Below are 21,730 nucleotides of genomic sequence, written 5' to 3' on the forward strand. Positions count from 1 at the left end.
GACTCGCTCTTCACGGCATCAGCGACGGACGGCTCCGAAGAACAGGCGCTTCGCGAGGCCCGCGGGCGTTGCGCAGGGCGCGCCTGGCTGGGGTCAGGCGCGCTCGATGCGGAACTGGTAGCAGTTGTTGGTCGCCGAGCGGACGTGCAGGTAGGCGGTGCGCGGGTCGGAGAGCAGCTCCGCCGCCGCCTCGGGCAGGTCGTCGGGGTGCACGATCCGGCCGGTGCCGTAGTGGATCCGGTCGTTCGCGAGGTAGCCCTTCACCAGCATCTTGTTGACCCGGCAGATCCCGGTCGCGGGGACCGTGGGGTCGTGGGGCGCGCAGGGCTCGGCGTGCAGGAAGATCGGGCCGGTCTCGGCATAGGGATCGAGCGCGGGGAACGGCCGATGGGCGAGGATCAGCATCGGCTCGCCCGGCTCGATGTTCCTCAGGCAGCAGCGGCAGGGGGCGGGGCCGCCCTCGGCGATCACGCGCTCGGGGGCGGCGCCGTAGGCGTCGGGGCGGCCGGCGCGGATCGCGGCGGCCTCCTCGGCGGAGATCGGGATGTAGGCCAGCGCCGCGGGGCGCGAGACGGCGTCGGCGGGGGCGGAAGAGGCGTCGAGAGGGGGCATCGCGGGGGCTCCGGGTCAGGGTCTGTCCCGGGAGTTTCCGGCGGCGGGGACCGCTTCGCGACCCGAATCCTGCGCTCGCCGTCTGGACCCCGGCGCAGACGTTCCGTAAGACGCCCGCGGCGACGGCGGCATGGCGGGAGACGCGCATGAACATCCTGATCCTCGGCGGCGGCGGGCGGGAGCACGCGCTCGCCTGGAAGATCGCGCAGAGCCCCCTCTGCGACCGCCTGTTCTGCGCCCCCGGCAACGCCGGCATCGCCGAGCTGGCCGAGTGCGTGCCGCTCGACCCCGAGAACGGGCGCGAGGTCGCCGCCTGGGCCGAGGCGAACGGCATCGGCCTGGTGGTCGTGGGCCCCGAGGCGCCGCTCGCCGCCGGCACGGCCGACGCGGTGCGCGCCGCCGGCATCCCCTGCTTCGGCCCCTCGAAGGAGGCCGCGCGGCTGGAGGCCTCGAAGGCCTTCACCAAGGAGATCGCCGACGCCGTGGGCGCCCCCACCGCCGCCTGGGGCCGCTTCACCGACGCCGAGTCCGCCAAGGCCTATGTCCGCCAGCAGGGCGCGCCCATCGTGATCAAGGCCGACGGGCTCGCCGCCGGCAAGGGCGTCGTCGTGGCCATGACCCTCGACGAGGCGCTGGCCGCCGTGGACGAGATGTTCGGCGGCGCCTTCGGCGAGGCCGGCGCCGAGGTGGTGGTCGAGGAATTCATGGAGGGGGAGGAGGCGAGCCTCTTCGTCCTCTCCGACGGCGAGGCCTCGGTGGCGCTCGCCCCCGCGCAGGACCACAAGCGCGCCTTCGACGGCGACGAAGGCCCCAACACCGGCGGCATGGGCGCCTACTCTCCCGCCCCGGTGCTGACGCCGGAGCTGCAGGAGCGGGCGATGGCCGAGATCTGCCGCCCCGTCATCGCCGAGATGGCGCGGCGGGGGATGCCGTTCCGCGGCGTGCTCTACGCGGGCCTGATGCTGACCAAGACCGGCCCGCGGCTGGTGGAGTTCAACGTCCGCTTCGGCGATCCCGAGTGCCAGGTGGTGATGCTGCGCATGGACAGCGACCTGGTGCCCGCGCTGCTCGCCTGCGCGAAGGGCGAGGGGCTGGGCGACGTGCCGGTGACCTGGCACGACGACGCCGCCGCGACCGTGGTGATCGCCGCGAACGGCTATCCGGGCGCCTATGCGAAGGGCGAGGAGATCCGGGGCATCCCGGCGGCCGAGGCCTCGGACCCCCAGGCGGTGGTGTTCCATGCCGGCACCCGCGCCGAGGGCGGCCGGATCCTGTCGAACGGCGGCCGGGTTCTGAACGTCACCGCCCGCGGCGACACGCTCGAGGAGGCCGTGGCCCGTGCCTATCGCGCGGTGGCGCGGATCGACTGGCCGGGCGGCTTCAACCGCTCCGACATCGGCGCGCGGGCGCTGAAGGCGGACTGAGGCCGGGTCCCGGCTCCGCCGCCCCCGCCCCTGTCGTCGTCAGCTGGTGGGGTCGAGGCCGCAGCTCAGCGGGGTCGAGTCGATCCGGTCGATCAGCTGCGGCTCGCCCAGGCGCGACAGGGCCCAGAGCTTGTCCTGGTAGCGGATGTGGCGGAAGCAGTGCGGCGGGCCGCCCCCCAGCGCCATGCCGAAATCGAAGCAGAACCACGGCTCGGAATAGGTCCAGTCGGCCTCCAGGCACTCGCCGTCCGGGAACTGGAAGGTGACGTGGCCGGGGGTGGACCGGTAGCTCTCGCGCCCCCAGACCTCGCCCTCGATCCGGTACCAGACGGTGCGCCCGCCCGCGAGCGCCTGCCATTCCTCGGGCGAGAGGTCCTGCCCCTCGGCGGCGAGCTGGTCGCGGGTGGGCTCGTCCTGCGCGCCGGCCTGGGCCGGGGCGAGCGCGAGGGCCCATCCCGCCCCGGCGAGGAGCGCGAGCGCCCCGAGACGGCGGGCGCGGTCGAGCGGGAGCCGGGCGGCGCGGGGGCGGAAGGCGGGGATCCGATAGGTCATGCGTAAAGATTTAACTTTCCCCACCGAGTCGTTGAAGGCGCCCGCGGCAGGGAAACCGCTCCGCGCTTGGTGAATCAGCATTAACCTGGGGCCGGGGCGGGACCGGCGGCTCAACTCCCGGCGTCTCGGCGCGGCGGTCGCCCTCGCGAGGGTTGCGCGCCTCTCCGCCATGCGGGAAGGTTCCCCAGGCGGCAGGATCGCCGCGCAAGGGAGGCGTCGATGCCGATCACCGTCCAGGCCATCTACCCGATCACCGAGGGCGCGACCTTCGACTACGACTACTACACGTCCACGCACCTGCCGCTGGTGCAGAAGCACTTCGGGCCGAAGGGGTTGAGCGGGATCTCGGCCTCGAAGGGGCTGGCGGGCGGGCCGGGCGTGGCGCCGGGCTACTTCGCGGTCGCCACGATGACCTTCCCCGACGAGGCCGCCATGCAGGCGGCGCTGGGCGAGGCCGGGCCGGTGCTCGCCGACATCGCCAACTTCACCACCTGCCAGCCGGACCTGCTGATCGGCGAAGTGATCGCCTGAGGCGCGGTCGTTCTCGGCGCGGAGGCGCCGCGTCGGGCGTCGCGCCCGGGGCCGGCCGGACGCGCGCGGCGCAGGGCGACCGGGGCGCCGCGGGGGCGCCGTTTCCGGGCCGGACGGCCGTGACGGAGCGGGAGCGGTCGGGACCCGGACGGGCCGGGGGCCCTAGCGCTCCGCCTCCATCTTCAGGCGGGTCTCGTAGGCGCGGGAGATGTGCAGGCGGGCGGCGGCGTCGGCGGCGTCCTCGTCCCGCGTCTCGATGGCCCGGGCGATGGCGTCGTGCTCCTCCACCGTCTCGGCCCCGCGCGTCGGATCGGCCAGCGAGGTCAGCGTCAGCAGCGCCATCGAGCGGCGGATCCCGTCGAGCATCGTGTTGAGGTAGCGGTTGTGCGAGGCGAGGTGGAGCTGCCGGTGGAAGCGGCGGTTGTTGTCGCGCAGCGCCTCGGCGTCGTGGGTCATCCGCCGGCTGTCCTCCACGAGGCGGCGCAGCAGCGCCTGCTCCTCGGGGGCGGCATGGCGGGCGGCGAGGCGGGCGGCCAGCCCCTCGACGACGGCGCGCACCTCGTAGAGCTCGCCCAGCTGGTTGTGGTCGAGCGAGGCCACCACCAGCCCGCGGCGCCCGTCATGGGCGACGACGCCCTGCGTCTCCAGCCGGCCCAGCGCCTCGCGGATCGGGGTGCGCGAGACGCCGAAGCGCTCGGCGAGCTCCGTCTCCACCAGGCGCGCGCCGGGGGGGTATTTCCCGCGGTCGATCGCGTCGAGGATCAGGGCGTAGGCGTCGGGCGCGCCGTCGCGCGACATCTCTGGCCTCCGAATCTCGGCTCTCCATGGCAGGGGCCGGCGGCTCAGGCCGCGCGGCGGATGCGGTAGAGCACCATGCGGCGCAGGGGCGACCCTAGCGCCAGGGCGGGGTGATCGAAATCGTCCGCGGGGTCGCGGGTCATCCCCAGCCGCGCCATCACCGCGCGGGAGGGGGCGTTATCCTGCGCCGTGAAGGCCACGACCTCGTCGAGGTCGAGCCCCCCCTCGGCCGCCGGGGCGAAGGCGGTGGCGAGGCGGGCGCGCGCCGCCTCGGTCGCGTAGCCCTTGCCCCAGGCGGAGCGCGCCAGACGCCAGCCGATCTCCATGCAGGGGGTGAAATGGGCCTCGAAGTCGGGGGCGTTGAGCCCGACCATGCCGACGAGCTCGCCGGTCGCCTTCTCCTCCACAGCCTCGAAGCAGACGCCGTCGCGGGCGCGCGTCGCCTCGATCCGCTCGATCAGCGCCGCGGTCTCGTCGCGGCTTAGCGTGCGGGGGAAGTGGCGCATGATCTCCGGGTCGCCGTTGAGCGCGGCGAAGGGGGCGAGGTCGCTCTGCCGGAACGGGCGCAGGATCAGCCGCTCGGTCTCGATCGGGGGCAGGGGCGTCATGCGCAGGGTCAGCCGAGGCGGGCCAGCAGCGCCTCGACCAGCGCCTGCGCCTCGCGTGCGGCGGTGGAGCGGGGCGAGGTCTCGGAGGCGGCGCGCCCCTCGAGGAAGGCGGTCGAGAAGGCGACGCGGTTGCCCAGCGTGACCGGCAGGATGTCGGCGCCCGCCTCGGCCAGGGCCGCCTCGACCGCGGGGCCGGCGCCGCCGCGGGGCGGCACGCGGTTGAGGATCACCACGGCGGGCGTCTTCTCGCGCGCGGCCATCTCCAGGATCGGCTGGGTGGCCCAGGCGTCCATGGGGCTCGGCTGGCAGGGGATCGCCACCAGGTCGGCCGCGCGCACCGCGGCGCGCAGCAGCACGTCGGCGTTGCCCGGGCAGTCGGCGAGCACGATCTCCCCGGCCTTGGCGGCGCGGCGCAGCGCGGTCGAGGCCTGCCACTCCGACGCGCTCTCGATCGGCAGGGCGTCGGCGCCGCGCAGGTCGTTCCAGCGCGTCAGGCTGCGCTGGGGGTCCAGGTCCACCAGCGAGGGCGCCCGGCCCATCGCCGCCAGCGCCGCCGCCGTCTGAACCAGCAGCGTGGTCTTGCCGGCGCCGCCCTTCTGCTGGGCGAAGACGAGGGTGCGGGTCATCGACGGATCTCCGGGATGCGGGCGTGTTAACGGAACGAAAACTCTTTGGGGCGGAATGGCAAGCGGTTGCGCGGGGGGCGCGGTGCGGCGAGGATGCCTGACGTCCGGGGACCGACTGGGAGAGATGGGGATGAGATCACGCTTGGGGACCGTCGCCGCGCTGGCGCTGGCGGGGATCGTCGCGGCGGGGGCCGCGCTGGCCGAGCCGGTGAAGCTGAAGCGCGCCGACCCGCAGCCCGAGGGGCTGAAGCAGGGCCTGTCCGTGAAATACGGCTACCCCGCCGAGGTGCGCGAGCTGAAGATCGCCAAGGACTACCGCTCGGGCGCCGAGACCGGCCCCCCGCTGGTGGGCTTCGACTACATGGACAGCGCGCCGGGCCAGAACGCCCTGACCTCGAAGCGCGCGGAGAGAGTGGTCGCGATCATAAAGGGTTACCTGCATTTCGACCAGGCCGGCATCTGGCGGATGCGCTGGCATTCCAACGACGGGCTCGAGGTGATGGTGGGGGGCGAGGAGGTCTACCGCCACGACGGCCGCCACACCTGCGAGACGCTCGGCTGGAAGGACGACTACCTGATCGAGGAGCCCGGCTGGTACGAGGTCGAGGCGGTCTGGTTCCAGCGCCTGAACACCTCCTGCCTGATGATGGAGTGGCAGCCGCCCGGCGGGTCCTGGGCGTGGACCCCCAACGAGGCGACCGGCTACCAGTGAGCCGCGCGGCCCCGGCGGAGCCTCCGCCGGGGCGCACCGAATCCCCCGTCATGGATGTGGCCTCCACGCATCGGGCCCGGGCGAGACCCCGTGCACGATCCGTGCAGACGCGCGTCTGCACGCGCGTTGCGTCCGCCCGCCGGAACGGCGTCTCGGCGGGGCGGACCGCAAGCCGGGTTCAACGCCATTTTCACCTAGGTCGAGGCAAACTCGCCGGCTCCGCCCGCGGGCCCCGGCCGCCGTCCGCCGGCGGGGACGCGGGGCGCGGCGGCCGGGCGGAGGGGCTGCACATGGGCTGCAAGAGCAATGAGCTGAGTCTGGCGGAGGAGGCCGAGGCCTCGGCCCTGCGCCTGGCCTCGCGCGGGGAGATGGAGCTGGCGGAGGGCCAGCTGATGCTGGGCCGGATCATGCGCGACCTCGACCGCGAGCTGCGCGGCGTCGACCTCGACGCCGCCGAGCGCCGCCTGCGCAACCGGCGCGAGCGCGAGTCGATCCTGCGCGCCAAGGACGAGGCGCGGCGCGAACAGCTCAAGGTCATCCCGCGCGGCTGGCGGCTGACCGACATCGAGGCGCCCGTCGCCCCGGGCAAGACCCGCGTGACCCTGCGCCTGGACGACGACGTCCTGCGCTGGTTCCGCAAGATGGGCCCCGGCTACCAGACCCGGATCAACACGGTGCTGCGGGCCTACTGGCAGGCGAAGGCGGACGGGGCGATCTGAGGCTCGGCCGGGGCCGGGATCCCCCATGCGCCCGGCCGGACCTCGGCGCGGCCGAGGCTGGACGAGGCCGGTCCGGGGTGGTTCCGTGGGGAGAGGCCCGGCGGCCGGAGGCGCATCGCCGCGCCGCGTCCGGGGAAGCCGCGGAGCGGCGCGGCCGGGGCCCGGCCCCCGCCGCGCCTGCGGGTCTGCAGGGGAGGGGTCCGCATGGCCGCGCGCAGGCCGCTGGAACTGGAGCTGGAGCCGGGCGAGCGCCTCCTGTGGCGCGGCCGGCCGGTCCCGCGCGCGGGGTGGGGCCTGCCGCAGCTCGCCGGCCTGATCGTGGGCGGGCCGACGGCGCTGGGCGGGATCTGGATGGCGCAGGCGCAGCTTCGCGCGACGGGCGGCGACGCGTTCGCGGCCCTGCCGGCGCTGGTCGCGATCGGCTTCGGCCTCGCCGCCCTGATCGCCGGCCTGTGGTACGAGCCCCGCCGCCGCGCCGCGACCGTCTACGTCCTGACCGACCGCCGCGGCGCCGTCCTGACCCGCGACCCGATCTTCGGCCGCACGGTCATGGCCCGCCCGATCCTCGAGGGCGAGGTGCTGGAGCTGAAGGAGCACGGCGACGGCTCCGGCTCGGTCTGGTTCCACCGCGAGACCTTCCGGCGCAGCGGCGACGACCCCGGCACGGTCCGCCACCGCAGCCTGGGGTTCCTGGACGTCGAGGATCCGGGGCAGGTCTTCATGCTCATCCGCGGGCTGCGGGACGCGGCGAAGCAGGGCTGACCCCGTTTCGCCCCTTCGGACGCTGCGTCCGTCTTCGGGTTCCATTTGCTGAATGCGATGTTAACCTGCCCTGACGCTGGGCGCGGGCGGAGGGGTGAGGATGACCGATTTCAACGGCACGGCGGGGCCGGACGACCTGAAGGGCGAGGGCGGCGACGACCGCCTCTACGGCTTCGGCGGGGACGACAAGCTCTGGGAGTCCGAGGGCGTCGACAGCTTCTACGGCGGCGAGGGCTTCGACACCTATTACGGGTTCATCGACGACGCGAGCCTCGACGACCGGGGGATGTGGGCCGACCTGAAGAAGGGCAAGGCCCGCGACACCACCGGCGCCGACGCCTTCCTGGAAAGCATCGAGGAGGTGGTCGGCTCGGCCGGGTCGGACCGGCTGCTGGGGTCCGGCGCGGCCGAGACCTTCTCGCCGGTCGACGGGGACGACTACGTCGACGGCCGCGGCGGCATCGACCAGATCTATTTCTGGGTCTCGCCCTTCGCGACGCGGGGCACGTTCGTCGACCTGAAGAAGGGGGTGGCGATCGACCCCTCGGGCGGCCGGGACGTGCTGAAGAACATCGAGAACGTCCATGTCGACGTGACCGACGACAAGGTGCTGGGCGACGGCGGGGACAACCTCTTCCGCGACCGGGGCGGCGACGACCTGTTCAACGGCCGCGGCGGCGACGACTGGATCTGCTACGACCGGGGCAAGTACATCGACGGCGACGTCTCGGTGAAGGTCTGGCTGAACAAGGGGAAGTCGAAGGACTCCGACGGCGACGTCGACAAGCTCAAGAACATCGAGAGCATCCGCGGCACGTTGTTCGACGACGTGCTGGTGGGGGACCGCGGGGACAACGGCCTCAACGGCCGGGTCGGCGCCGACAAGGTGAAGGGCGGCGGCGGCGAGGACACGTTCTTCTACAGCTGGTCGGGCTACTCGAGCCGGGAGATGGGCGTCGACGTGATCCTCGATTTCCAGGACGGGTGGGACACGATCCAGGTCGACCTGGGGTTCGAGAGCCGCGAGGACCTCGAGCAGCTGGAGATCGACGTGAAGAAGAACGTCGCGACCGTCGCGTTCGACGCGTTCTTCCTGAAGGTAAAGGGCGACATCGAGGGGCTGGGCCTCGAGGACTTCTCCCTGTTCTGAGGCGGGAGCGGGGCCGGGCGGCCCCGCTCGGCCATTCAGACCGTGCGCCCGAAGAGGTCGTACTCCGAGGCGTCGGTGATCTCGATGCGGATCATCTCGCCGACCTCGAAGGTCTCGCCCTCGGCGGCCTCGACGAAGACGTTTCCGTCGATCTCGGGGGCGTCGGAGGCGGTGCGGGCCACCGCGTCGCCGTCCACGTCGATCTCGTCCACCACCGCCCAGGCCCTGGTCCCGACCTTGCCGGCGAGCTTGGCGGCGGAGATGCGCTGGGCGGCCTCCATGAAGCGGGCGTGGCGCTCCTCCTTCACCGCCTCCGGCACGTGGTCGGGGAGATCGCGGGAGGGGGCGCCGACCACGTTCTCGTACTTGAAGCAGCCGACGCGATCGAGCTGGGCGGCCTCGAGCCAGTCGAGCAGGTGCTGGAACTCGTCCTCCGTCTCGCCGGGGAAGCCGACGATGAAGGTGGAGCGGACCACGAGGTCGGGGTTGATCGCGCGCCAGGCGGCCAGCCGCTCGAGCGTGTCCTCGGAGGCGGCGGGGCGGCGCATCCGGCGCAGCACCTCGGGGTGGGAGTGCTGGAAGGGGATGTCGAGATAGGGGAGGAGGCCGGCGGGCGCCGCCTCGGCCGAGGTCCGGCACATCAGCGGTATCAGGGCGTCGACGTGCTTGTACGGATAAATGTAGTGCAGCCGCGTCCACAGGCCGAGGGAGGCGAGGCCCTGGGCGAGGTCCTGCACGTGGGTGCGGTATTCATCATCGCGCCAGCGATGAACTGGGTGGCGCAGGTCACGCCCGTAGGCGGAGGTGTCCTGGGAGATCACCAGCAGCTCGCGCACCCCGGCCTCGGCCAGCTTCTCGGCCTCGCGCAGCACCGCGTGGACGGGGCGGGAGGCGAGGGGGCCGCGGAGCTGGGGGATGATGCAGAAGGCGCACTTGTGGTTGCAGCCCTCGGAGATCTTGAGCCAGGCGTAGTGGCGGGGCGTCAGCTTCAGGCCCTGCGGGGGCACGAGGTCGATCAGGGGATTGGGGGCCACGGGGGCGGCGGCGCGGACCGCCTCGATCACCTGCTCGTACTGCTGGGGGCCGGTGACGGCGAGGACCTTGGGGTGCTGGCCGGTGATGAAGGCGGGGTCGGCGCCGAGGCAGCCGGTGACGATCACGCGGCCGTTCTCGGCGAGCGCCTCGCCGATGGCGTCGAGCGACTCGGCGCGGGCCGAATCGAGGAAGCCGCAGGTGTTCACGATCACGGCGTCGGCGCCTGCGTAATCGGGGGAGAAGTCGTATCCCTCGGCCCGCAGGCGGGTGAGGATTCGCTCGGAATCGACCAGCGCCTTGGGGCAGCCGAGCGAGACCATGCCCACTTTTCGAGACGGGATCGGGGTTTCCGGCGAACGGTTGCTCATGATCGGGGCGCTTTGTCTCTGTCTGGGGCGGGAAGGCCGGGCGAGGCGTTTTCAGCTTCTCACGATATGAATTGTCTGTTAAAACGGGGCAGATCGAGGAGCAACGGCCATTCGCCCCGCTCCCGAACAGATGTTCGCGAGCCGGGGAAGCTCGCCCGAAGGATATGGAGTTGGGAATGCGCAGCCTGAATGTGGGGATCGTCGGCCTGGCGCTCGTGGGGGTCGCTGCTCTTCTGCCGCAGAACGCTTCGGCGTACGCGAGCTACTCGGTGGACGTGGACACCACGACGACCGCGTCGCTCGGCGGGACCGGCACGGTCTCGATCGTGAACTACTACTCGGGCGTCGAGAAGTCCGGCTACGTTGACGCCGGCGGCGTCAGCACGTTCACCAACACGGTCAACACCGTCGGGACCGGGTCGGGCGAGAACGACATCCTGCTGAGCGGCGTCGCGACCGGCGACACCTCGGCGTCGGACGCCTACTGGTCGAACCCGAACACCAACGTGAAGCTGCCCACCAACGCCAACACGCTGGGCACGATCGTCACGATCGCGGGTCTGACGGCCGACACCAACCTGTCGCTCGACATGACGCTCGATTACCTGCTGAGCACGATCGTCACCCCGGGCAGCACCGCATACTCCTACTTCAACTGGACGGTGACCTATCAGACCCGCACCGCCGGCGCGACGCTGCCGACCGCGTGGTCGAACTGGATGCCGAGCTACGTGATCGGCGGCAACACCACCTACTTCGGCCCGGGCTCGACCCTGTTCGGCGAGTCCAACTGGGGCTTCCACCTGACCCAGAACGGCAACTCCGCCTCGGGCACCGACCAGTTCGCGATCAACACGCTGCTGGACGACGCGCTGGAGTATCGCTTCCGCCTCGCCCTCGAGGTCCGCGGCGCCGCCGAGTCGACCGCCGTGCCGCTGCCCGCCGCCCTGCCGATGCTGGGCGCCGCGATGGCCGGCCTGGGCCTCTTCGCCGCGAAGCGTCGCAAGAAGGCCTGAGGCCGACGCTGCAAGGCGCGACCCGATCCAACAGGAAAGCCGCCCTTCGGGGCGGCTTTCTTCGTTTCCGGGCGCCGGTCGCGGCGCGGGGGACGAGATCGGGCGGCACGCGGGCCCGGCGACGGCGGCCGGGAGCGACAGGCCGCCGGGATCCGGCCGCGAATCGAGCGGGCGGGCCGCTCCGGCGCCGGGCCGAGACGGGCGCCCGGAGGCTGAACCCGGCCTGACCGGAGCGACGCCCACGGTCTCGGCCGCGCAGGACGGCCGCCGGGGGCGCGGACGCGGCCGGATCCGTCGATCCAGACGGTTGCGCGGGCCGGGCCTGCGCCTGCGGCGGGCCTACGCGCAGCACCCGCGAGCCGATACGCGTTCATCGCCGGACGATTTCGCTCGCCATCCGTTTGCGGAAGGGCTAAGGCCGCCTTATGAGCCGCTCTCCCGTCCCCATCGCCGAAGCTCCGAACTACCCGTTCTGGCGCCGTCCCGTGGCCCTGCTGATCCTGCTCGCCGCGGGCATGCCGCTCAGCTTCGCGACCTGGAACGCGCTGCTGAACAACTTCGTCATCGAGGCGGCGAACTTCGACGGCTCGGACATCGGCTGGCTGCAGACGGTGCGCGAGATCCCAGGCTTCGCGGCCATCGGGGTGATCGCCGTCATCATCTTCGTGCGCGAGCAGACGCTGGCCCTGATCTCGCTGATGGCGCTGGGCGCCGCGGTGGCGGTGACGGCCTATTTCCCGACCTTCGGGGGGCTGCTGATCACCACCTTCATCGGCTCGCTCGGCTTCCACTACTACGAGACGGTGAACCAGTCCCTCCAGCTGCAATGGCTGTCGAAGGAGCAGGCGCCCAAGGTGCTGGGCTGGATCCTGTCGGCGGCCTCGGCCGCCTCGCTCGCGGCCTATGCGCTGATCGTGGGGGCCTGGAAGGCCTTCGATCTGAGCTACGAGACGGTCTACCTGGTCGGCGGCATCGCCACGCTGGCGGTCGTGATCTTCGCCTGGTTCGCCTTCCCCAAGTGGGAGGCGCCGAACCCGCAGATCAAGAAGATGGTGCTGCGCAAGCGCTACTGGCTCTATTACCTGATGCAGTTCTTCTCGGGCGCGCGGCGGCAGATCTTCGTGGTCTTCGCGGCGTTCATGATGGTCGAGAAATTCGGCTACCAGGTGCACGAGGTCACGGCGCTGTTCCTGATCAACTACCTGGCCAACATGCTGTTCGCGCCGCTGGTGGGGCGGATGATCGCCCGCTTCGGCGAGCGGCTGGCGCTGACGCTGGAGTATGCGGGGCTGGTGGGGGTGTTCACGCTCTACGCCGGGATCTACGCCTTCGACTGGCCGGCCTGGGCGGCGGCGGCGCTCTATGTCGTCGATCACCTGCTGTTCGCGATGGCCTTCGCGCTGAAGACCTATTTCCAGAAGATCGCGGCGCCGGGCGACATCGCGCCGACGGCGGCGGTGGCCTTCACGATCAACCATATCGCGGCGGTCTTCCTGCCCGCCTCGCTGGGCTACCTGTGGCTGGTCAGTCCCGAGGCGGTGTTCGTCCTCGCTGTGGGGCTGGCGGCGTGCTCGCTGGGGCTGGCGCGGCTGATCCCCCGCCACCCGGAGGAGGGGCGCGAGACGATCCTCGCGGCCCGCGCGCCGCTGAGCCCGCCCCCGCCGGCCACGCCGGCGGAGTGAACCGGGCGCGCGCGATGGCTGCGATCCTCCCCTCCGCCCTGCGCGCGCCCTTCGGGCCGCGCCGCCCGGCCGGCGGAGGCGCGCATGGCTGACGCAGGCCTGCCCGAGGCCGTGCCCCCCGGACCGGCGCCGCAGGGGGAGGCGGGGCGCTTCACCACCGGCTCGATCATGCGGCACGTGTCGGTGATGACGCTGACGGGCTCGCTGGGCCTGACCTTCATGTTCCTCGTGGACTTCGTGACGCTGCTCTACGTCTCGATGCTGGGGAACGAGGGGCTGACCTCGGCGGTGGGCTACGCCTGGACGCTGCAGTTCTTCACCGTGGCGATGGGCATGGGCTTCTCGATCGCCGCCGGGGCGCTGGTCAGCCGGGAGCTGGGCGCGCGGGACCGCCAGGCGGCGCGGCGGATCGCGGGCTCGACCATGACGCTGGCCTGCGGGTTCCTGGTGCTGGGGGCGCTGGCGCTGGTGGCGATGCGCCGCCCGGTGGTGCGCCTGCTGGGCGCCGAGGGCGAGGTGCTGGAGGAGGCGGTCGACTTCCTGGCGATCACCCTGCCGACGATGCCGTTCATGACCTTCGGGATGCTGGGCTCCTCGGTGCTGCGGGCGGCGGGGGATGCGCGCCGCGCGATGATGGTGACGCTGTCGGCGGGGATCGTGGTGGCGCTGGCGGCGCCCTTCCTGATCTTCGACGAGGTGCTGGGCCTGCCGGGGCTGGACCTGGGCATCACCGGCGCGGCGCTGGCGCTGGCGCTGACCCGGTTCACCACCGCGACCATGGGCTACCGCTTCTGCGTGGGGGTGCACGACCTGGTGGCGCGGCCGACCTGGCGGGCGCTGCGCGCGGATACGGGGCGGGTGCTGCGGATCGCAGCGCCCAGCGGGCTGGCGCAGATGTCGACGCCGGTCGCGAACGCGATCCTGACCGCCGCGATCTCCCACTACGGGCCTAGCGCGGTGGCGGGCTGGGCGGTGGTCAGCCGCATGACGGTGCTGGCCTTCGCGGGCGTGCTGTCGCTGGCCGGCGCCATCGGGGGCATCTTCGGGCAGAACTACGGGGCGGGGCTGATGCACCGGGTGGTGCGCACCTATCGCGACGCGGTGGTGTTCTGCTTCCTCTACGTCGGCGCGATCTGGGCGATCCTCTACGCGGCCTCGGGCGCGATCTCGGCGGGGTTCAGCCTGTCGGAGGAGGGGGCCGAGGTGGTCCATGCCTTCGCCACGCTGGGGGCGGCGGGCTTCATGTTCGCCGGCTGCGCCTTCGTCGCCACCGCCGCCTTCAACACCCTGGGTCGCCCGCTGGGCGCGACCGCGGTGAACTGGGGCCGCGACGGGCTGGCGGTGCCGCTGATGCTGTGGGTCGTGGCCGGAACGGTCGAGGGGGCCGAGGGCGTGGTCTACGCCCAGGCCGCCGGCATGGCCGCCGCGGGCCTGGTCGCGGGCTGGGCCGGCTGGCGCTTCGTGACTGGCCTCGCCGAGCGCATCGAACGCTCCCGCGCCGCGATGGCCGCCTGAGGGCGGGGGCCCGCGGGCCCGGCCGAGTGACGTTGCGTGAGCTTCGGCGCGGCGGCGCGGCGGGTGACGCGCGCGTGCGGTTTGGCTCTGGCTTCCGGGCGAAAGGCGGGCTAGGACCGGCCGATACCCAATGCGACGCACCGGAGGCGGGAGAGGCCTGCATGGTCAAGATCACCTACATCGAATTCGGCGGAACCGAGCACGTCGTGGACGTGGAAGAGGGCCTGACGGTGATGGAAGGCGCGCGCGACAACGGGATTCCGGGCATCGAGGCCGACTGCGGCGGCGCCTGCGCCTGCTCGACCTGCCATGTCTACGTCGATCCCTCCTGGACCGGGAAGCTGCCGGAGAAGGAGGCGATGGAGGAGGACATGCTCGACTTCGCCTTCGAGCCCAAGGAGAACTCCCGCCTGACCTGCCAGCTGAAGGTGACGCCCGAGCTCGAGGGGCTGGTGGTGCGGATGCCGGAGAAGCAGATCTGAGACCGCGCCGTCCCGCCGCGCGGGAGGCTGACCCCGGCCGCGGCCGCCGCCTGATCGCGGCGGCGGCGGCCTTCGTCTGTCTGGCGGGCGCCGCTGCGCCGGCGGGCGGGCAGGAGGCGGGGCGCCTCGACGGCCCCGGCTTCGCCCGCGCGGTGGAGGGCTGGACCCTGCACTACGGGCTGGGCGGGCGGCTGTTCGGCTCGGAGCAGTATTTCCCTGGCGGCTCGGTGCAGTGGCGCGACGCCTCGGGCCTGTGCCTGCACGGGCGCTGGGAGGCCGACGACGGCCTGATCTGCTTTCTCTACGAGGACGACCCCGACGACCGCCGCTGCTGGGCGGTGGCGCTGGACAATGGCGCGGTGACCGCCTGGATGCCGGGCGCCCAGGGGCGCCTGCGCGAGGCCTGGCGGGAGAGGGCCCCCCTGGACTGCCCGGCCCCCGACCTCGGGGCCTGAGGCGCCGCGGCGGGCGTCGCGCGCGGGGGTCCTGAAGGGCTCGCGGCGCGGGGCGGGCGGGGGCGCGTTTGGGCGCCGTTTCCTGGGGCGGGCGGAGGGAGGAGCCTCCGACGTTGCGCCTCCGGGTCGTTTTCGCCTTTTGCTGAGACGGCCGGCAGGGCCGGCCTCTGGCGAGCGTGCTGGCCGAGTCGCGCCGCGCCTCAAGGCCAAGCCCGGCTTCGCCGGGTCGCCTCGCGAGCCTTGACCCGCGACCCGACTCGCCTCGTCCGCGGGCGGGGCGCATTGCGGAGCGCCGGGCGGGCGGGGCGCGGAGGCCTCCGGGGCCCCGTGGGCGAGGCGGTTGCGGGGCGCGCCTCTGGTCTCTGCGCGCGCCGCGGGGCAGGGTGGCGGGCGAGCCTTCCGGGAGAGATCCATGCCGCGTCCGCCCTCCGCCGTGCCCGAGCCCGAAGACGCCGACCTGCGCCGGGCGGCGCGGCCGGTGGTGGCCTATCCCGACGACGCGCTGCCGCCGCCGGACCTGGCGCGCTACGCCGCGGCGCTGGCCTCGGCGCAGGCGGTGGACGAGGCGCTGGTTCCCCCGCGCGAGGCACGCTGCATCGCGGTTCCGGCGGGGCACTTCCTGCGCATCGTCTCGGTCGACGGGCCGCAGGTGGGGGACCTGAACCTGTGGAACGCGGCGCGGCTGGAGGAGCGGTTCTTCTCCGGCAAGACCCGCGCCCTGCACGGGACCCACGTCACCCGCGGCCACAGGTTGTGGAGCGTGCTGCCCTGGCTGCGCCCGCTGGCGACGATCGTGGCGGACGACCTGGAATGGTACGGGTTCGACGCCGACGGGGGCGGAGTGCACGACGTGATCGGCACCCGCTGCGATCCCTACACCAACCGGCTGCTCTCGGGCGGCGACTACCACCACTGCTGCCATTCCAACCTGGTGCGGGCGCTGGCGGAGGCGACGGGGCTCGCGCCCGAGGCGGCCGAGCCGCTGGTGCATGACGTGCTCAACGTCTTCATGTGCACCGGCTTCACCCGCGACACCCACCAGTATTTCATGAAGGCGAGCCCGGTGCGCCCGGGCGACGCGCTGACCCTGTTCGCCGAGATCGACCTGCTGGCGGGCCTGTCGGCCTGCCCGGGGGGCGACTGCTCGGCCTCGCATTCCTCGGACGCCGCCGCCTGCTTCCCGCTGAGGATGGAGGTGCTGCGCCCGGATCCTGCGACGCTGGAGGGGTGGGAGAGCCCGGGGCCCTCGGCCTACGACCGCAGCCACGGGCTCTGAGCCCGGAGGGGGCCGCGACCGAGGGGGTTCGACGCCCCCGAGGACGCCCACCTGGCCTTTGAGAAACGTCGGAAGGGGCCGGGGGCCCGGCGGGATCAGCCGCGCAGGCCGTTCATGATCTCGACGAGCTTCACGGCGATGCCGGGCTCGGACAGCGCGTGGCCGCCCTGCTGGATCATGTGGAGCTGGGAGCCGGGCCAGGCCTCGTGCAGCAGCTGCGCCGAGAGGGGCGGGCAGATCAGGTCGTAGCGGCCCTGGACGATGTGGCCGGGGATGTTCGCCAGCCGCGGCGTGTTCGCGAGGATCTGGTCGTCGCGCTCGAGCCAGCCCTGGTGGACGAAGTAGTGGCACTCGATCCGGCTGAAGGCCCGCGCATAGGCGCCGTCGGGGCCGTGGCCGCCGCCGCCCTGCAGCGTGGCGCAGGCGGCCTCCCACCCGGCCCAGAGGCGGGCGAAGCGGGTCTGCTCCATCAGGTCGTCGGAGGTCAGGCGCTTGTGGTAGGCGGCGATCAGGTCGTGACGCTCGGCCTCGGGCACCGCCTCGGCGAAGCGCTTCCACTCGACCGGGCGGAACTGGCCGGCGCCGCCGCCGTAGAACCAGGCGAGCTCGCGCTTCATCATCAGGAAGACGCCGCGCAGCGCCATCGCCTCCACCCGCTCGGGGTGGGTCTCGGCGTAGAGCAGCGAGAGCGTCGCGCCCCAGGAGCCGCCGAAGAGGATCCACTTGTCGATGCCCAGCTTCTCGCGGATGCGCTCGATGTCGGCGACGAGATCCCAGGCGGTGTTCTCGGCGAGGCTCGAGTGCGGGCGGGAGCGGCCGCAGCCGCGCTGGTCGAACAGGATCACCCGGAACACCTCCGGGTCGAAGAAGCGGCGCATGCCGGGCGAGCAGCCGCCCCCCGGGCCGCCGTGCAGCACCACCACGGGCTTGCCCTTGGGGTTGCCGCATTGCTCGACGTAGAGGTCATGACCGCCCGGCACCTCGAGCCGCAGACGCGCGTAGGGCTCGATGGTGGGATAGAGGGCCTGTCGGGCCGATATGTCGGCGTCGCTTTCGCGCATGTCCGATCTATGTCACATCAGGCGCGGATCACAAGCGCCGGGAGCGGAGCGGATCGCCACATGACGTCCACGAACCACACCGAAGCCGACCGTTTCGCGGGAACCAACATCGACCCGGGCGAGATCGCCAAGTTCGAGGCGATGGCCGCGGAATGGTGGGACCTGAACGGCAAGTTCAAGCCGCTGCACATGATGAACCCGTGCCGGCTGGGCTATGTCGTCGAGCAGATCGCGGCCGAGTTCGGGCGGGACCCGGCGCAGCCGAACGCCTTCGCGGGGCTGCGCATCCTCGACATCGGCTGCGGCGGCGGGCTGCTGTGCGAGCCGATGGCGCGGCTGGGCGCGACCGTGGTGGGCGTCGATCCCGCCGAGCGGAACATTCCCGTGGCGCGCATCCATGCCGAGAAGATGGGGCTCGAGATCGACTACCGCGCCACCTCGGCCGAGGCGCTTGCCGAGGCGGGGGAGAGCTTCGACGCGGTGCTGAACATGGAGGTGGTCGAGCATGTGCCCGACCCCGCCTCCTATCTCGGCGCCTGCGCGCGGCTGGTGAGGCCGGGGGGGCTGATGGTCTGCTCGACCATCAACCGCAATCCCAAGAGCTTCATGATGGCCATCGTGGGGGCCGAGCACGTGATGCGCTGGCTGCCCAAGGGCACGCACGAATGGTCGAAGTTCATCACGCCCGACGAGCTGGCGGGGATGATCGCCGCCTCGGGGCTGGAGGTGGTGGACCGCAAGGGCTTCGTCTTCAACCCGGTGACGTGGAGCTGGTCGATCTCGGGCCGGGACCTGTCGGTGAACTACGTGACCTGCTCGGTGAAGCGGGAGGGCCGGGGATGAGCGCGCCCGATCCCGTCGGCGCCGAGGTCCGCGCCCGCGCCCGCGCCCTGCCGGTGGCGGAGTGGTGGACGGCCGAGGCGGTCGCGCCCGGCGTGACCAAGATCGTCGAGCCGCATCTCGACCCGCTGCTGCAGGCGAACCTGTGGTTGGTCGAGGGCTCGGAGCGCGACATGCTGATCGACTCAGGCATGGGCGTGGGCCTGCTGGCGCCCTTCGTGGACGGGCTGCGGGAGGCGTCCAAGCCGCTGGTGCATGTGCTGAGCCACGCGCATATCGACCACATGGGCGGGTCGTGGGAGTTCGACAGCCGCCTGATCCACCCCGCCGAGGCGGCGGACCTGGAGAAGACGGACGCGGGGCTCGCGACCCTGTTCCGCGACGAGATCCCCCAGGCGATGCGCGACGGGTTCGAGGCGGAGGGCTATCGCCCGCTGCCCGACCTGCTGATCGACGCGCGCCCCTCGGAGCACTACGACCCCTCGGCCTACCGGCTGAACGCGGCGCCGGCGACGGGGCTGCTGGAGGAGGGGGACCGGGTGGAGCTCGGCGCCCGCGCCTTCACGGTGATCCACCTGCCGGGGCACTCGGCGGGGGGCATCGGGCTGCTGGACGAGGCGGACGGGACGTTGTTCTCGGGCGACGCGATCTACGACGGGCCGCTGCTGCCGATCGGGGTGATGGAGGACTATCTCGTCACGCTGAAGCGGCTGGCGGGGATGGAGGTGTCCATCGTCCACGGCGGGCATGACCTGAGCTTCGGGCAGGCGCGGATGCGCGAGATCTGCGCGGAATACCTGGCGAAGTGGAGCTAGGCGCCCTGCGGGCGGGCTTGGCTGGCCCGGCTGCGCCGGGGCGCGGTTCCCGCGCAGGAGGCAGGCCCGACTGCGCCTGAGCGCGCATCGCGCGCAGGAGGCCTGTCCGGCTTCGCCGGAGCGCGCATCGCGCGCAGGGGCGCTTCCGGAACCCACCCAAGAACAGGCCCGCGCCTGTCCTCCGGATCCGTCCATCGCTGAAGATGCCTGAGCGAGTCGCCGGGCGGGGTCAAGGACAAGCCCCGCGCAGGCGCGGGGTCGCTTCGCGATCCCTGACCCCGCCCGGCGACTCGCTCTTCACGGCATCAGCGATGGACGGCTCCGGAGAACAGGCGCTCGCGAGGAGGCTTGCGGCGCCGGGCGCGCGGGGCGGGCGGTCGGACGGGGATCCATGGGGGGATCCGAGGGGGGGAGGCGGGTTGAAACGGGGCGTGCAGGCGCCACGTGGGCGGCTATGCTGGACTGGCTCTCCGAGAACGCGACGCTGGTCCAGATCGCCGTGCAGGGGCTCACCGCGGGGATCTGGATCGTCTATCTTCACCTTCTGCTGGCGGGCTTCCGCCGGCAGCGACGGTCGAACCTGTTGATCAGCCGGGCGGCGGGGGCGGGCGACCGGGCGCACCTGATGGTCTCGAACCTCGGGGCGGAGCCGATCGACGTGGTGAGCGTGATCGCCGACCTGGAGTTCGAGATCGGGGCCCGGCGCGTCGGCGAGGGGACGCGATGGGCGAGCCGCACGGCGGTGGCGAGCGACCGCAACAGCGACTCGCGCCGCGCCGCCGACGACAGCCTGCAGGCCACGCTCAAGGGGCCGCTGGAGAGCGGGGAGCACCGCGACCTGGGCAGCTTCGCGGACCTGATGGAGGCGGCCATGGCCGATCTGGAGCCCGACGGGCCGGAGGGCGCGCTGCGCGGCGTCGCCCTGACCGTCGTCGCCGAGAGCGGCTGCGACGCGCTGCTGGTGGCGGGGCGGCAGAGGTTCTCGGTCGTCGAGATGCAGGACGGGCGCCGGGCCTGGCTGCCGCGCAGCGCCCGCACCGAGCAGGTGCGCGCCGGCCGCGCCCGCCGGGCGCTGGCGCGCCGGCTGGACGCGGCGCTGCGCGACGAGGCGCGACGCGTCGAGCGCGCCGCCCGGCGCGGCGGGGACCGGCCGGGCGCGCGCGCGGCGCCGGCCGGCGGCGGCATCCGCGACGCGGCCTGAGGCGCGGCCGGGGGCCTTGCGGCGGGACAGGCCGGGCGCCTCAGACGGGGAACCAGGCGCTCTCCTCGGTGACGCCGTCGAAATCCTGGGCGGTGAGGTGGACGACCTCGGCCGTGAAGGCGTCCGGGGGGAAGGCGAGCGCGCCCTCGCGCAGCGGGTTGGTCGAGCGCTCGATGATCCCGCCCCCGGGGGTGAGGCGGCCGTGGCAGAACTCCTGGTCGAACAGCCGGCGCAGGGCGCCGCGGTGGCGGTGGGCGAGCGCCCGCTCCAGCCGGACGGGGAGGGAGGCGGGGGCGGCCAGCGCCTCGGGCGCGCCGCGGCCCAGCAGGAAGCGCTCGCCCGCGCGGGCCAGCACCGCGGCCTGGCCGTCGGCGCGGCGGAGCTGGCGGGCGGCGAGCGGGCCGGCGCCGGGCAGGCGGCGCCAGAGCTCGGCGTAGTCGGCGAAGACGCCCCGCTCCATGAGGTCGCCGTTCTCGAAAAAGAGGGCGCCGACGTCGGGCCCGTCGAGGGGCCCTCGCCAGTTCACCCGGCGGGTCCAGGTGCACACGCCCCGCTCGACCGCGGTGGCGCCGGCGAAGCCCTCGGCCCGCGCCAGCAGGCGCAGGACCCGGGGCGGCAGGTCGGAGAGGGAGCGGGCGCCGCGCACGTCGGGGGGATCGGCGGGCAGGCGCAGGTCGACGTGCAGGGGACCGGCCTGGAGCCAGTGGACCTCGGTCGTCGCGTCCTCCGCCGCCGGGGTGCGCAGCCACAGGCGCCGCCACAGGCCCTGGACGTCGGCGAGCGTGGGCTCGACCGAGAGGGCGCCGGGCAGGCCCGGCGGCGGCGGCGGCGGTTCGGCGGCGGAGGGGGCGGCGGTCATCTCAGGCGGCCGATCTCAGGGCATGGAGGCCAGCGACGATCTCCTGCGTCGAGCGCACGGCGCCGGTTTGGAGATACTCCATGGCCGCCAGCGAGGCCGCGTGGGCGGCGTCGGAGCTGCCGCCGACCGCGTCGCCGACGATGCGGCAGTGGTAGTCGTGCTGGTGGCCGTCGGCGAAGGTGTAGTGGCAGCACACGTCGGTCAGCCCGCCGATCAGGATCAGGGTCTGCGCCTTGAGGCCCTTGAGCAGGATCTCGAGCTCGGTGCCGAAGAAGCAGGAGTAGCGGCGCTTGCGGATGAAATAGTCCTCGCCGGGGCGGTAGCCGGTCTCCTCGATCGCGATCTCGGTGCCCTCGCGGCCCTCGACGCAGTGGACGGTCTCGGTCCCGTCGAGCTCGCGGCCGAAGTCGATCATGTCGGGGCGGTGCGCCTCCTGGAAAAAGATCAGCGGGGTTCCGGAGGCGCGGGCGGCGTCGATGACCTGGCGGGCGCGGCCCATGTTGGGGCGCCAGTCGGCCATCTTGGGGATGCCGCCGTCGTAGCCGTCGAGGAAGCCGCCCTTCTGGATGTCGATGACGAGGACCACGGGATTGCCGACGATCATGGGCTGGCGGGGCATGGGCAGGCTCCT

At 72.9% G+C, this 21,730-nt stretch carries 24 protein-coding genes; 15 read left to right on the plus strand and 9 right to left on the minus strand.

Features of this window, described 5'->3' with window-relative positions; genetic code table 11:
• Positions 1-93: 93 nt before the first annotated feature.
• A complete protein-coding gene (locus tag P2H44_RS23605; protein ID WP_275767663.1) occupies positions 94-612 on the minus strand; it encodes a DUF1203 domain-containing protein in 519 nt (172 codons plus the stop codon).
• Between the two features lie 146 nt (positions 613-758).
• On the opposite strand from P2H44_RS23605, the gene purD reads away from it, so the two are divergent.
• Entirely contained in the window at positions 759-2,036 is a 1,278-nt protein-coding gene (purD, locus tag P2H44_RS23610; RefSeq protein ID WP_275767665.1) for a phosphoribosylamine--glycine ligase, read from the plus strand.
• 39 nt (positions 2,037-2,075) lie between these two features.
• Here the strand turns inward: purD and P2H44_RS23615 are convergent, their stop codons facing one another.
• Positions 2,076-2,588 (minus strand): hypothetical protein, encoded by a 513-nt coding sequence (locus P2H44_RS23615; RefSeq protein WP_275767667.1) that lies wholly within the window; start codon positions 2,586-2,588, stop codon positions 2,076-2,078.
• Positions 2,589-2,807: 219 nt separating this feature from the next.
• Here P2H44_RS23615 and P2H44_RS23620 point away from each other — a divergent pair, with 219 nt between their 5' ends.
• Entirely contained in the window at positions 2,808-3,119 is a 312-nt protein-coding gene (locus tag P2H44_RS23620; RefSeq protein WP_275767669.1) for an EthD family reductase, read from the plus strand.
• A 162-nt stretch (positions 3,120-3,281) separates the two neighbouring features.
• On the opposite strand, the gene P2H44_RS23625 is transcribed toward P2H44_RS23620, so the two are convergent.
• Genes P2H44_RS23625 through P2H44_RS23635 form a run of 3 tightly spaced genes read right to left on the minus strand, consistent with a single transcriptional unit; the run spans position 3,282 to position 5,151 of the window.
• Positions 3,282-3,917 carry a GntR family transcriptional regulator gene (locus P2H44_RS23625; protein WP_275767671.1) on the minus strand — a complete coding sequence of 212 codons (636 nt, stop codon included), beginning with the start codon at positions 3,915-3,917 and terminating at the stop codon, positions 3,282-3,284.
• A gap of 44 nt (positions 3,918-3,961) precedes the next feature.
• Complete coding sequence (locus P2H44_RS23630) at positions 3,962-4,525, minus strand: GNAT family N-acetyltransferase (protein ID WP_275767673.1); 564 nt, start codon at positions 4,523-4,525, stop codon at positions 3,962-3,964.
• Between the two features lie 8 nt (positions 4,526-4,533).
• Positions 4,534-5,151: a ParA family protein gene (locus tag P2H44_RS23635; protein WP_275767675.1), complete on the minus strand. Its 618-nt coding sequence runs from the start codon at positions 5,149-5,151 to the stop codon at positions 4,534-4,536.
• Between the two features lie 130 nt (positions 5,152-5,281).
• On the opposite strand from P2H44_RS23635, the gene P2H44_RS23640 reads away from it, so the two are divergent.
• The 4 genes from P2H44_RS23640 to P2H44_RS23655 all read left to right on the plus strand — a co-directional run bounded on the left by P2H44_RS23640 (position 5,282) and on the right by P2H44_RS23655 (position 8,494).
• Positions 5,282-5,863: a PA14 domain-containing protein gene (locus P2H44_RS23640; RefSeq protein WP_275767677.1), complete on the plus strand. Its 582-nt coding sequence runs from the start codon at positions 5,282-5,284 to the stop codon at positions 5,861-5,863.
• 290 nt (positions 5,864-6,153) lie between these two features.
• Positions 6,154-6,582, plus strand: coding sequence for a BrnA antitoxin family protein (locus P2H44_RS23645; RefSeq protein WP_275767679.1), 429 nt, complete (start codon positions 6,154-6,156; stop codon positions 6,580-6,582).
• A gap of 204 nt (positions 6,583-6,786) precedes the next feature.
• Positions 6,787-7,344 (plus strand): hypothetical protein, encoded by a 558-nt coding sequence (locus P2H44_RS23650; protein WP_275767681.1) that lies wholly within the window; start codon positions 6,787-6,789, stop codon positions 7,342-7,344.
• Between the two features lie 100 nt (positions 7,345-7,444).
• Positions 7,445-8,494, plus strand: coding sequence for a calcium-binding protein (locus tag P2H44_RS23655; protein ID WP_275767682.1), 1,050 nt, complete (start codon positions 7,445-7,447; stop codon positions 8,492-8,494).
• 35 nt (positions 8,495-8,529) lie between these two features.
• On the opposite strand, the gene rimO is transcribed toward P2H44_RS23655, so the two are convergent.
• Positions 8,530-9,897: a 30S ribosomal protein S12 methylthiotransferase RimO gene (rimO, locus tag P2H44_RS23660; RefSeq protein WP_275767684.1), complete on the minus strand. Its 1,368-nt coding sequence runs from the start codon at positions 9,895-9,897 to the stop codon at positions 8,530-8,532.
• Positions 9,898-10,073: 176 nt separating this feature from the next.
• Here rimO and P2H44_RS23665 point away from each other — a divergent pair, with 176 nt between their 5' ends.
• From P2H44_RS23665 to P2H44_RS23690, 6 genes are all read left to right on the plus strand, one after another.
• Entirely contained in the window at positions 10,074-10,913 is an 840-nt protein-coding gene (locus tag P2H44_RS23665; RefSeq protein ID WP_275767686.1) for a VPLPA-CTERM sorting domain-containing protein, read from the plus strand.
• A gap of 425 nt (positions 10,914-11,338) precedes the next feature.
• Positions 11,339-12,595 (plus strand): MFS transporter, encoded by a 1,257-nt coding sequence (locus tag P2H44_RS23670; RefSeq protein WP_275767688.1) that lies wholly within the window; start codon positions 11,339-11,341, stop codon positions 12,593-12,595.
• An 84-nt stretch (positions 12,596-12,679) separates the two neighbouring features.
• On the plus strand, positions 12,680-14,110 hold the full coding sequence (locus P2H44_RS23675) for an MATE family efflux transporter (RefSeq protein ID WP_275767690.1): 1,431 nt from the start codon (positions 12,680-12,682) through the stop codon (positions 14,108-14,110).
• A 161-nt stretch (positions 14,111-14,271) separates the two neighbouring features.
• Entirely contained in the window at positions 14,272-14,592 is a 321-nt protein-coding gene (locus P2H44_RS23680) for a 2Fe-2S iron-sulfur cluster-binding protein (RefSeq protein ID WP_275767692.1), read from the plus strand.
• Positions 14,593-14,744: 152 nt separating this feature from the next.
• Entirely contained in the window at positions 14,745-15,047 is a 303-nt protein-coding gene (locus P2H44_RS23685; protein ID WP_275767694.1) for a hypothetical protein, read from the plus strand.
• A gap of 412 nt (positions 15,048-15,459) precedes the next feature.
• Complete coding sequence (locus P2H44_RS23690; RefSeq protein ID WP_275767696.1) at positions 15,460-16,323, plus strand: urea carboxylase-associated family protein; 864 nt, start codon at positions 15,460-15,462, stop codon at positions 16,321-16,323.
• A gap of 95 nt (positions 16,324-16,418) precedes the next feature.
• Here the strand turns inward: P2H44_RS23690 and pip are convergent, their stop codons facing one another.
• The gene (pip, locus tag P2H44_RS23695; RefSeq protein WP_275767698.1) at positions 16,419-17,384 is read right to left on the minus strand and encodes a prolyl aminopeptidase; all 966 of its coding nucleotides are present in this window, start codon (positions 17,382-17,384) and stop codon (positions 16,419-16,421) included.
• A 60-nt stretch (positions 17,385-17,444) separates the two neighbouring features.
• Here pip and ubiG point away from each other — a divergent pair, with 60 nt between their 5' ends.
• From ubiG to P2H44_RS23710, 3 genes are all read left to right on the plus strand, one after another.
• Entirely contained in the window at positions 17,445-18,227 is a 783-nt protein-coding gene (ubiG, locus tag P2H44_RS23700; RefSeq protein ID WP_275767700.1) for a bifunctional 2-polyprenyl-6-hydroxyphenol methylase/3-demethylubiquinol 3-O-methyltransferase UbiG, read from the plus strand.
• Positions 18,224-19,039 (plus strand): MBL fold metallo-hydrolase, encoded by an 816-nt coding sequence (locus P2H44_RS23705; RefSeq protein ID WP_275767701.1) that lies wholly within the window; start codon positions 18,224-18,226, stop codon positions 19,037-19,039. The genes ubiG and P2H44_RS23705 overlap by 4 nt, the downstream gene beginning before the upstream one ends.
• Before the next feature lie 454 nt (positions 19,040-19,493).
• Complete coding sequence (locus P2H44_RS23710) at positions 19,494-20,240, plus strand: hypothetical protein (protein ID WP_275767703.1); 747 nt, start codon at positions 19,494-19,496, stop codon at positions 20,238-20,240.
• A 40-nt stretch (positions 20,241-20,280) separates the two neighbouring features.
• Here the strand turns inward: P2H44_RS23710 and P2H44_RS23715 are convergent, their stop codons facing one another.
• The gene (locus tag P2H44_RS23715; RefSeq protein ID WP_275767705.1) at positions 20,281-21,099 is read right to left on the minus strand and encodes a hypothetical protein; all 819 of its coding nucleotides are present in this window, start codon (positions 21,097-21,099) and stop codon (positions 20,281-20,283) included.
• A 1-nt stretch (position 21,100) separates the two neighbouring features.
• Entirely contained in the window at positions 21,101-21,718 is a 618-nt protein-coding gene (locus tag P2H44_RS23720; RefSeq protein ID WP_275767707.1) for a cysteine hydrolase family protein, read from the minus strand.
• Between the last annotated feature and the right edge of the window lie 12 nt (positions 21,719-21,730).

This window comes from Albimonas marina, from assembly GCF_029223255.1.
GTDB lineage: Bacteria > Pseudomonadota > Alphaproteobacteria > Rhodobacterales > Rhodobacteraceae > Albimonas.

Excerpts from the sequence above, each read along its gene's own strand:
- P2H44_RS23640 (WP_275767677.1), top strand. The coding sequence starts at position 5,282 with ATGAGATCACGCTTGGGGACCGTCGCCGCGCTGGCGCTGGCGGGGATC.
- P2H44_RS23615 (WP_275767667.1), bottom strand. The coding sequence starts at position 2,588 with ATGACCTATCGGATCCCCGCCTTCCGCCCCCGCGCCGCCCGGCTCCCG.
- P2H44_RS23620 (WP_275767669.1), top strand. The coding sequence starts at position 2,808 with ATGCCGATCACCGTCCAGGCCATCTACCCGATCACCGAGGGCGCGACC.
- P2H44_RS23635 (WP_275767675.1), bottom strand. The coding sequence starts at position 5,151 with ATGACCCGCACCCTCGTCTTCGCCCAGCAGAAGGGCGGCGCCGGCAAG.
- P2H44_RS23655 (WP_275767682.1), top strand. The coding sequence starts at position 7,445 with ATGACCGATTTCAACGGCACGGCGGGGCCGGACGACCTGAAGGGCGAG.
- P2H44_RS23710 (WP_275767703.1), top strand. The coding sequence starts at position 19,494 with ATGCTGGACTGGCTCTCCGAGAACGCGACGCTGGTCCAGATCGCCGTG.
- P2H44_RS23650 (WP_275767681.1), top strand. The coding sequence starts at position 6,787 with ATGGCCGCGCGCAGGCCGCTGGAACTGGAGCTGGAGCCGGGCGAGCGC.
- ubiG (WP_275767700.1), top strand. The coding sequence starts at position 17,445 with ATGACGTCCACGAACCACACCGAAGCCGACCGTTTCGCGGGAACCAAC.
- P2H44_RS23605 (WP_275767663.1), bottom strand. The coding sequence starts at position 612 with ATGCCCCCTCTCGACGCCTCTTCCGCCCCCGCCGACGCCGTCTCGCGC.
- rimO (WP_275767684.1), bottom strand. The coding sequence starts at position 9,897 with ATGAGCAACCGTTCGCCGGAAACCCCGATCCCGTCTCGAAAAGTGGGC.
- P2H44_RS23645 (WP_275767679.1), top strand. The coding sequence starts at position 6,154 with ATGGGCTGCAAGAGCAATGAGCTGAGTCTGGCGGAGGAGGCCGAGGCC.
- P2H44_RS23630 (WP_275767673.1), bottom strand. The coding sequence starts at position 4,525 with ATGACGCCCCTGCCCCCGATCGAGACCGAGCGGCTGATCCTGCGCCCG.
- P2H44_RS23715 (WP_275767705.1), bottom strand. The coding sequence starts at position 21,099 with ATGACCGCCGCCCCCTCCGCCGCCGAACCGCCGCCGCCGCCGCCGGGC.
- P2H44_RS23690 (WP_275767696.1), top strand. The coding sequence starts at position 15,460 with ATGCCGCGTCCGCCCTCCGCCGTGCCCGAGCCCGAAGACGCCGACCTG.
- P2H44_RS23680 (WP_275767692.1), top strand. The coding sequence starts at position 14,272 with ATGGTCAAGATCACCTACATCGAATTCGGCGGAACCGAGCACGTCGTG.
- P2H44_RS23705 (WP_275767701.1), top strand. The coding sequence starts at position 18,224 with ATGAGCGCGCCCGATCCCGTCGGCGCCGAGGTCCGCGCCCGCGCCCGC.
- P2H44_RS23670 (WP_275767688.1), top strand. The coding sequence starts at position 11,339 with ATGAGCCGCTCTCCCGTCCCCATCGCCGAAGCTCCGAACTACCCGTTC.
- purD (WP_275767665.1), top strand. The coding sequence starts at position 759 with ATGAACATCCTGATCCTCGGCGGCGGCGGGCGGGAGCACGCGCTCGCC.
- P2H44_RS23675 (WP_275767690.1), top strand. The coding sequence starts at position 12,680 with ATGGCTGACGCAGGCCTGCCCGAGGCCGTGCCCCCCGGACCGGCGCCG.
- pip (WP_275767698.1), bottom strand. The coding sequence starts at position 17,384 with ATGCGCGAAAGCGACGCCGACATATCGGCCCGACAGGCCCTCTATCCC.
- P2H44_RS23720 (WP_275767707.1), bottom strand. The coding sequence starts at position 21,718 with ATGCCCCGCCAGCCCATGATCGTCGGCAATCCCGTGGTCCTCGTCATC.
- P2H44_RS23665 (WP_275767686.1), top strand. The coding sequence starts at position 10,074 with ATGCGCAGCCTGAATGTGGGGATCGTCGGCCTGGCGCTCGTGGGGGTC.
- P2H44_RS23625 (WP_275767671.1), bottom strand. The coding sequence starts at position 3,917 with ATGTCGCGCGACGGCGCGCCCGACGCCTACGCCCTGATCCTCGACGCG.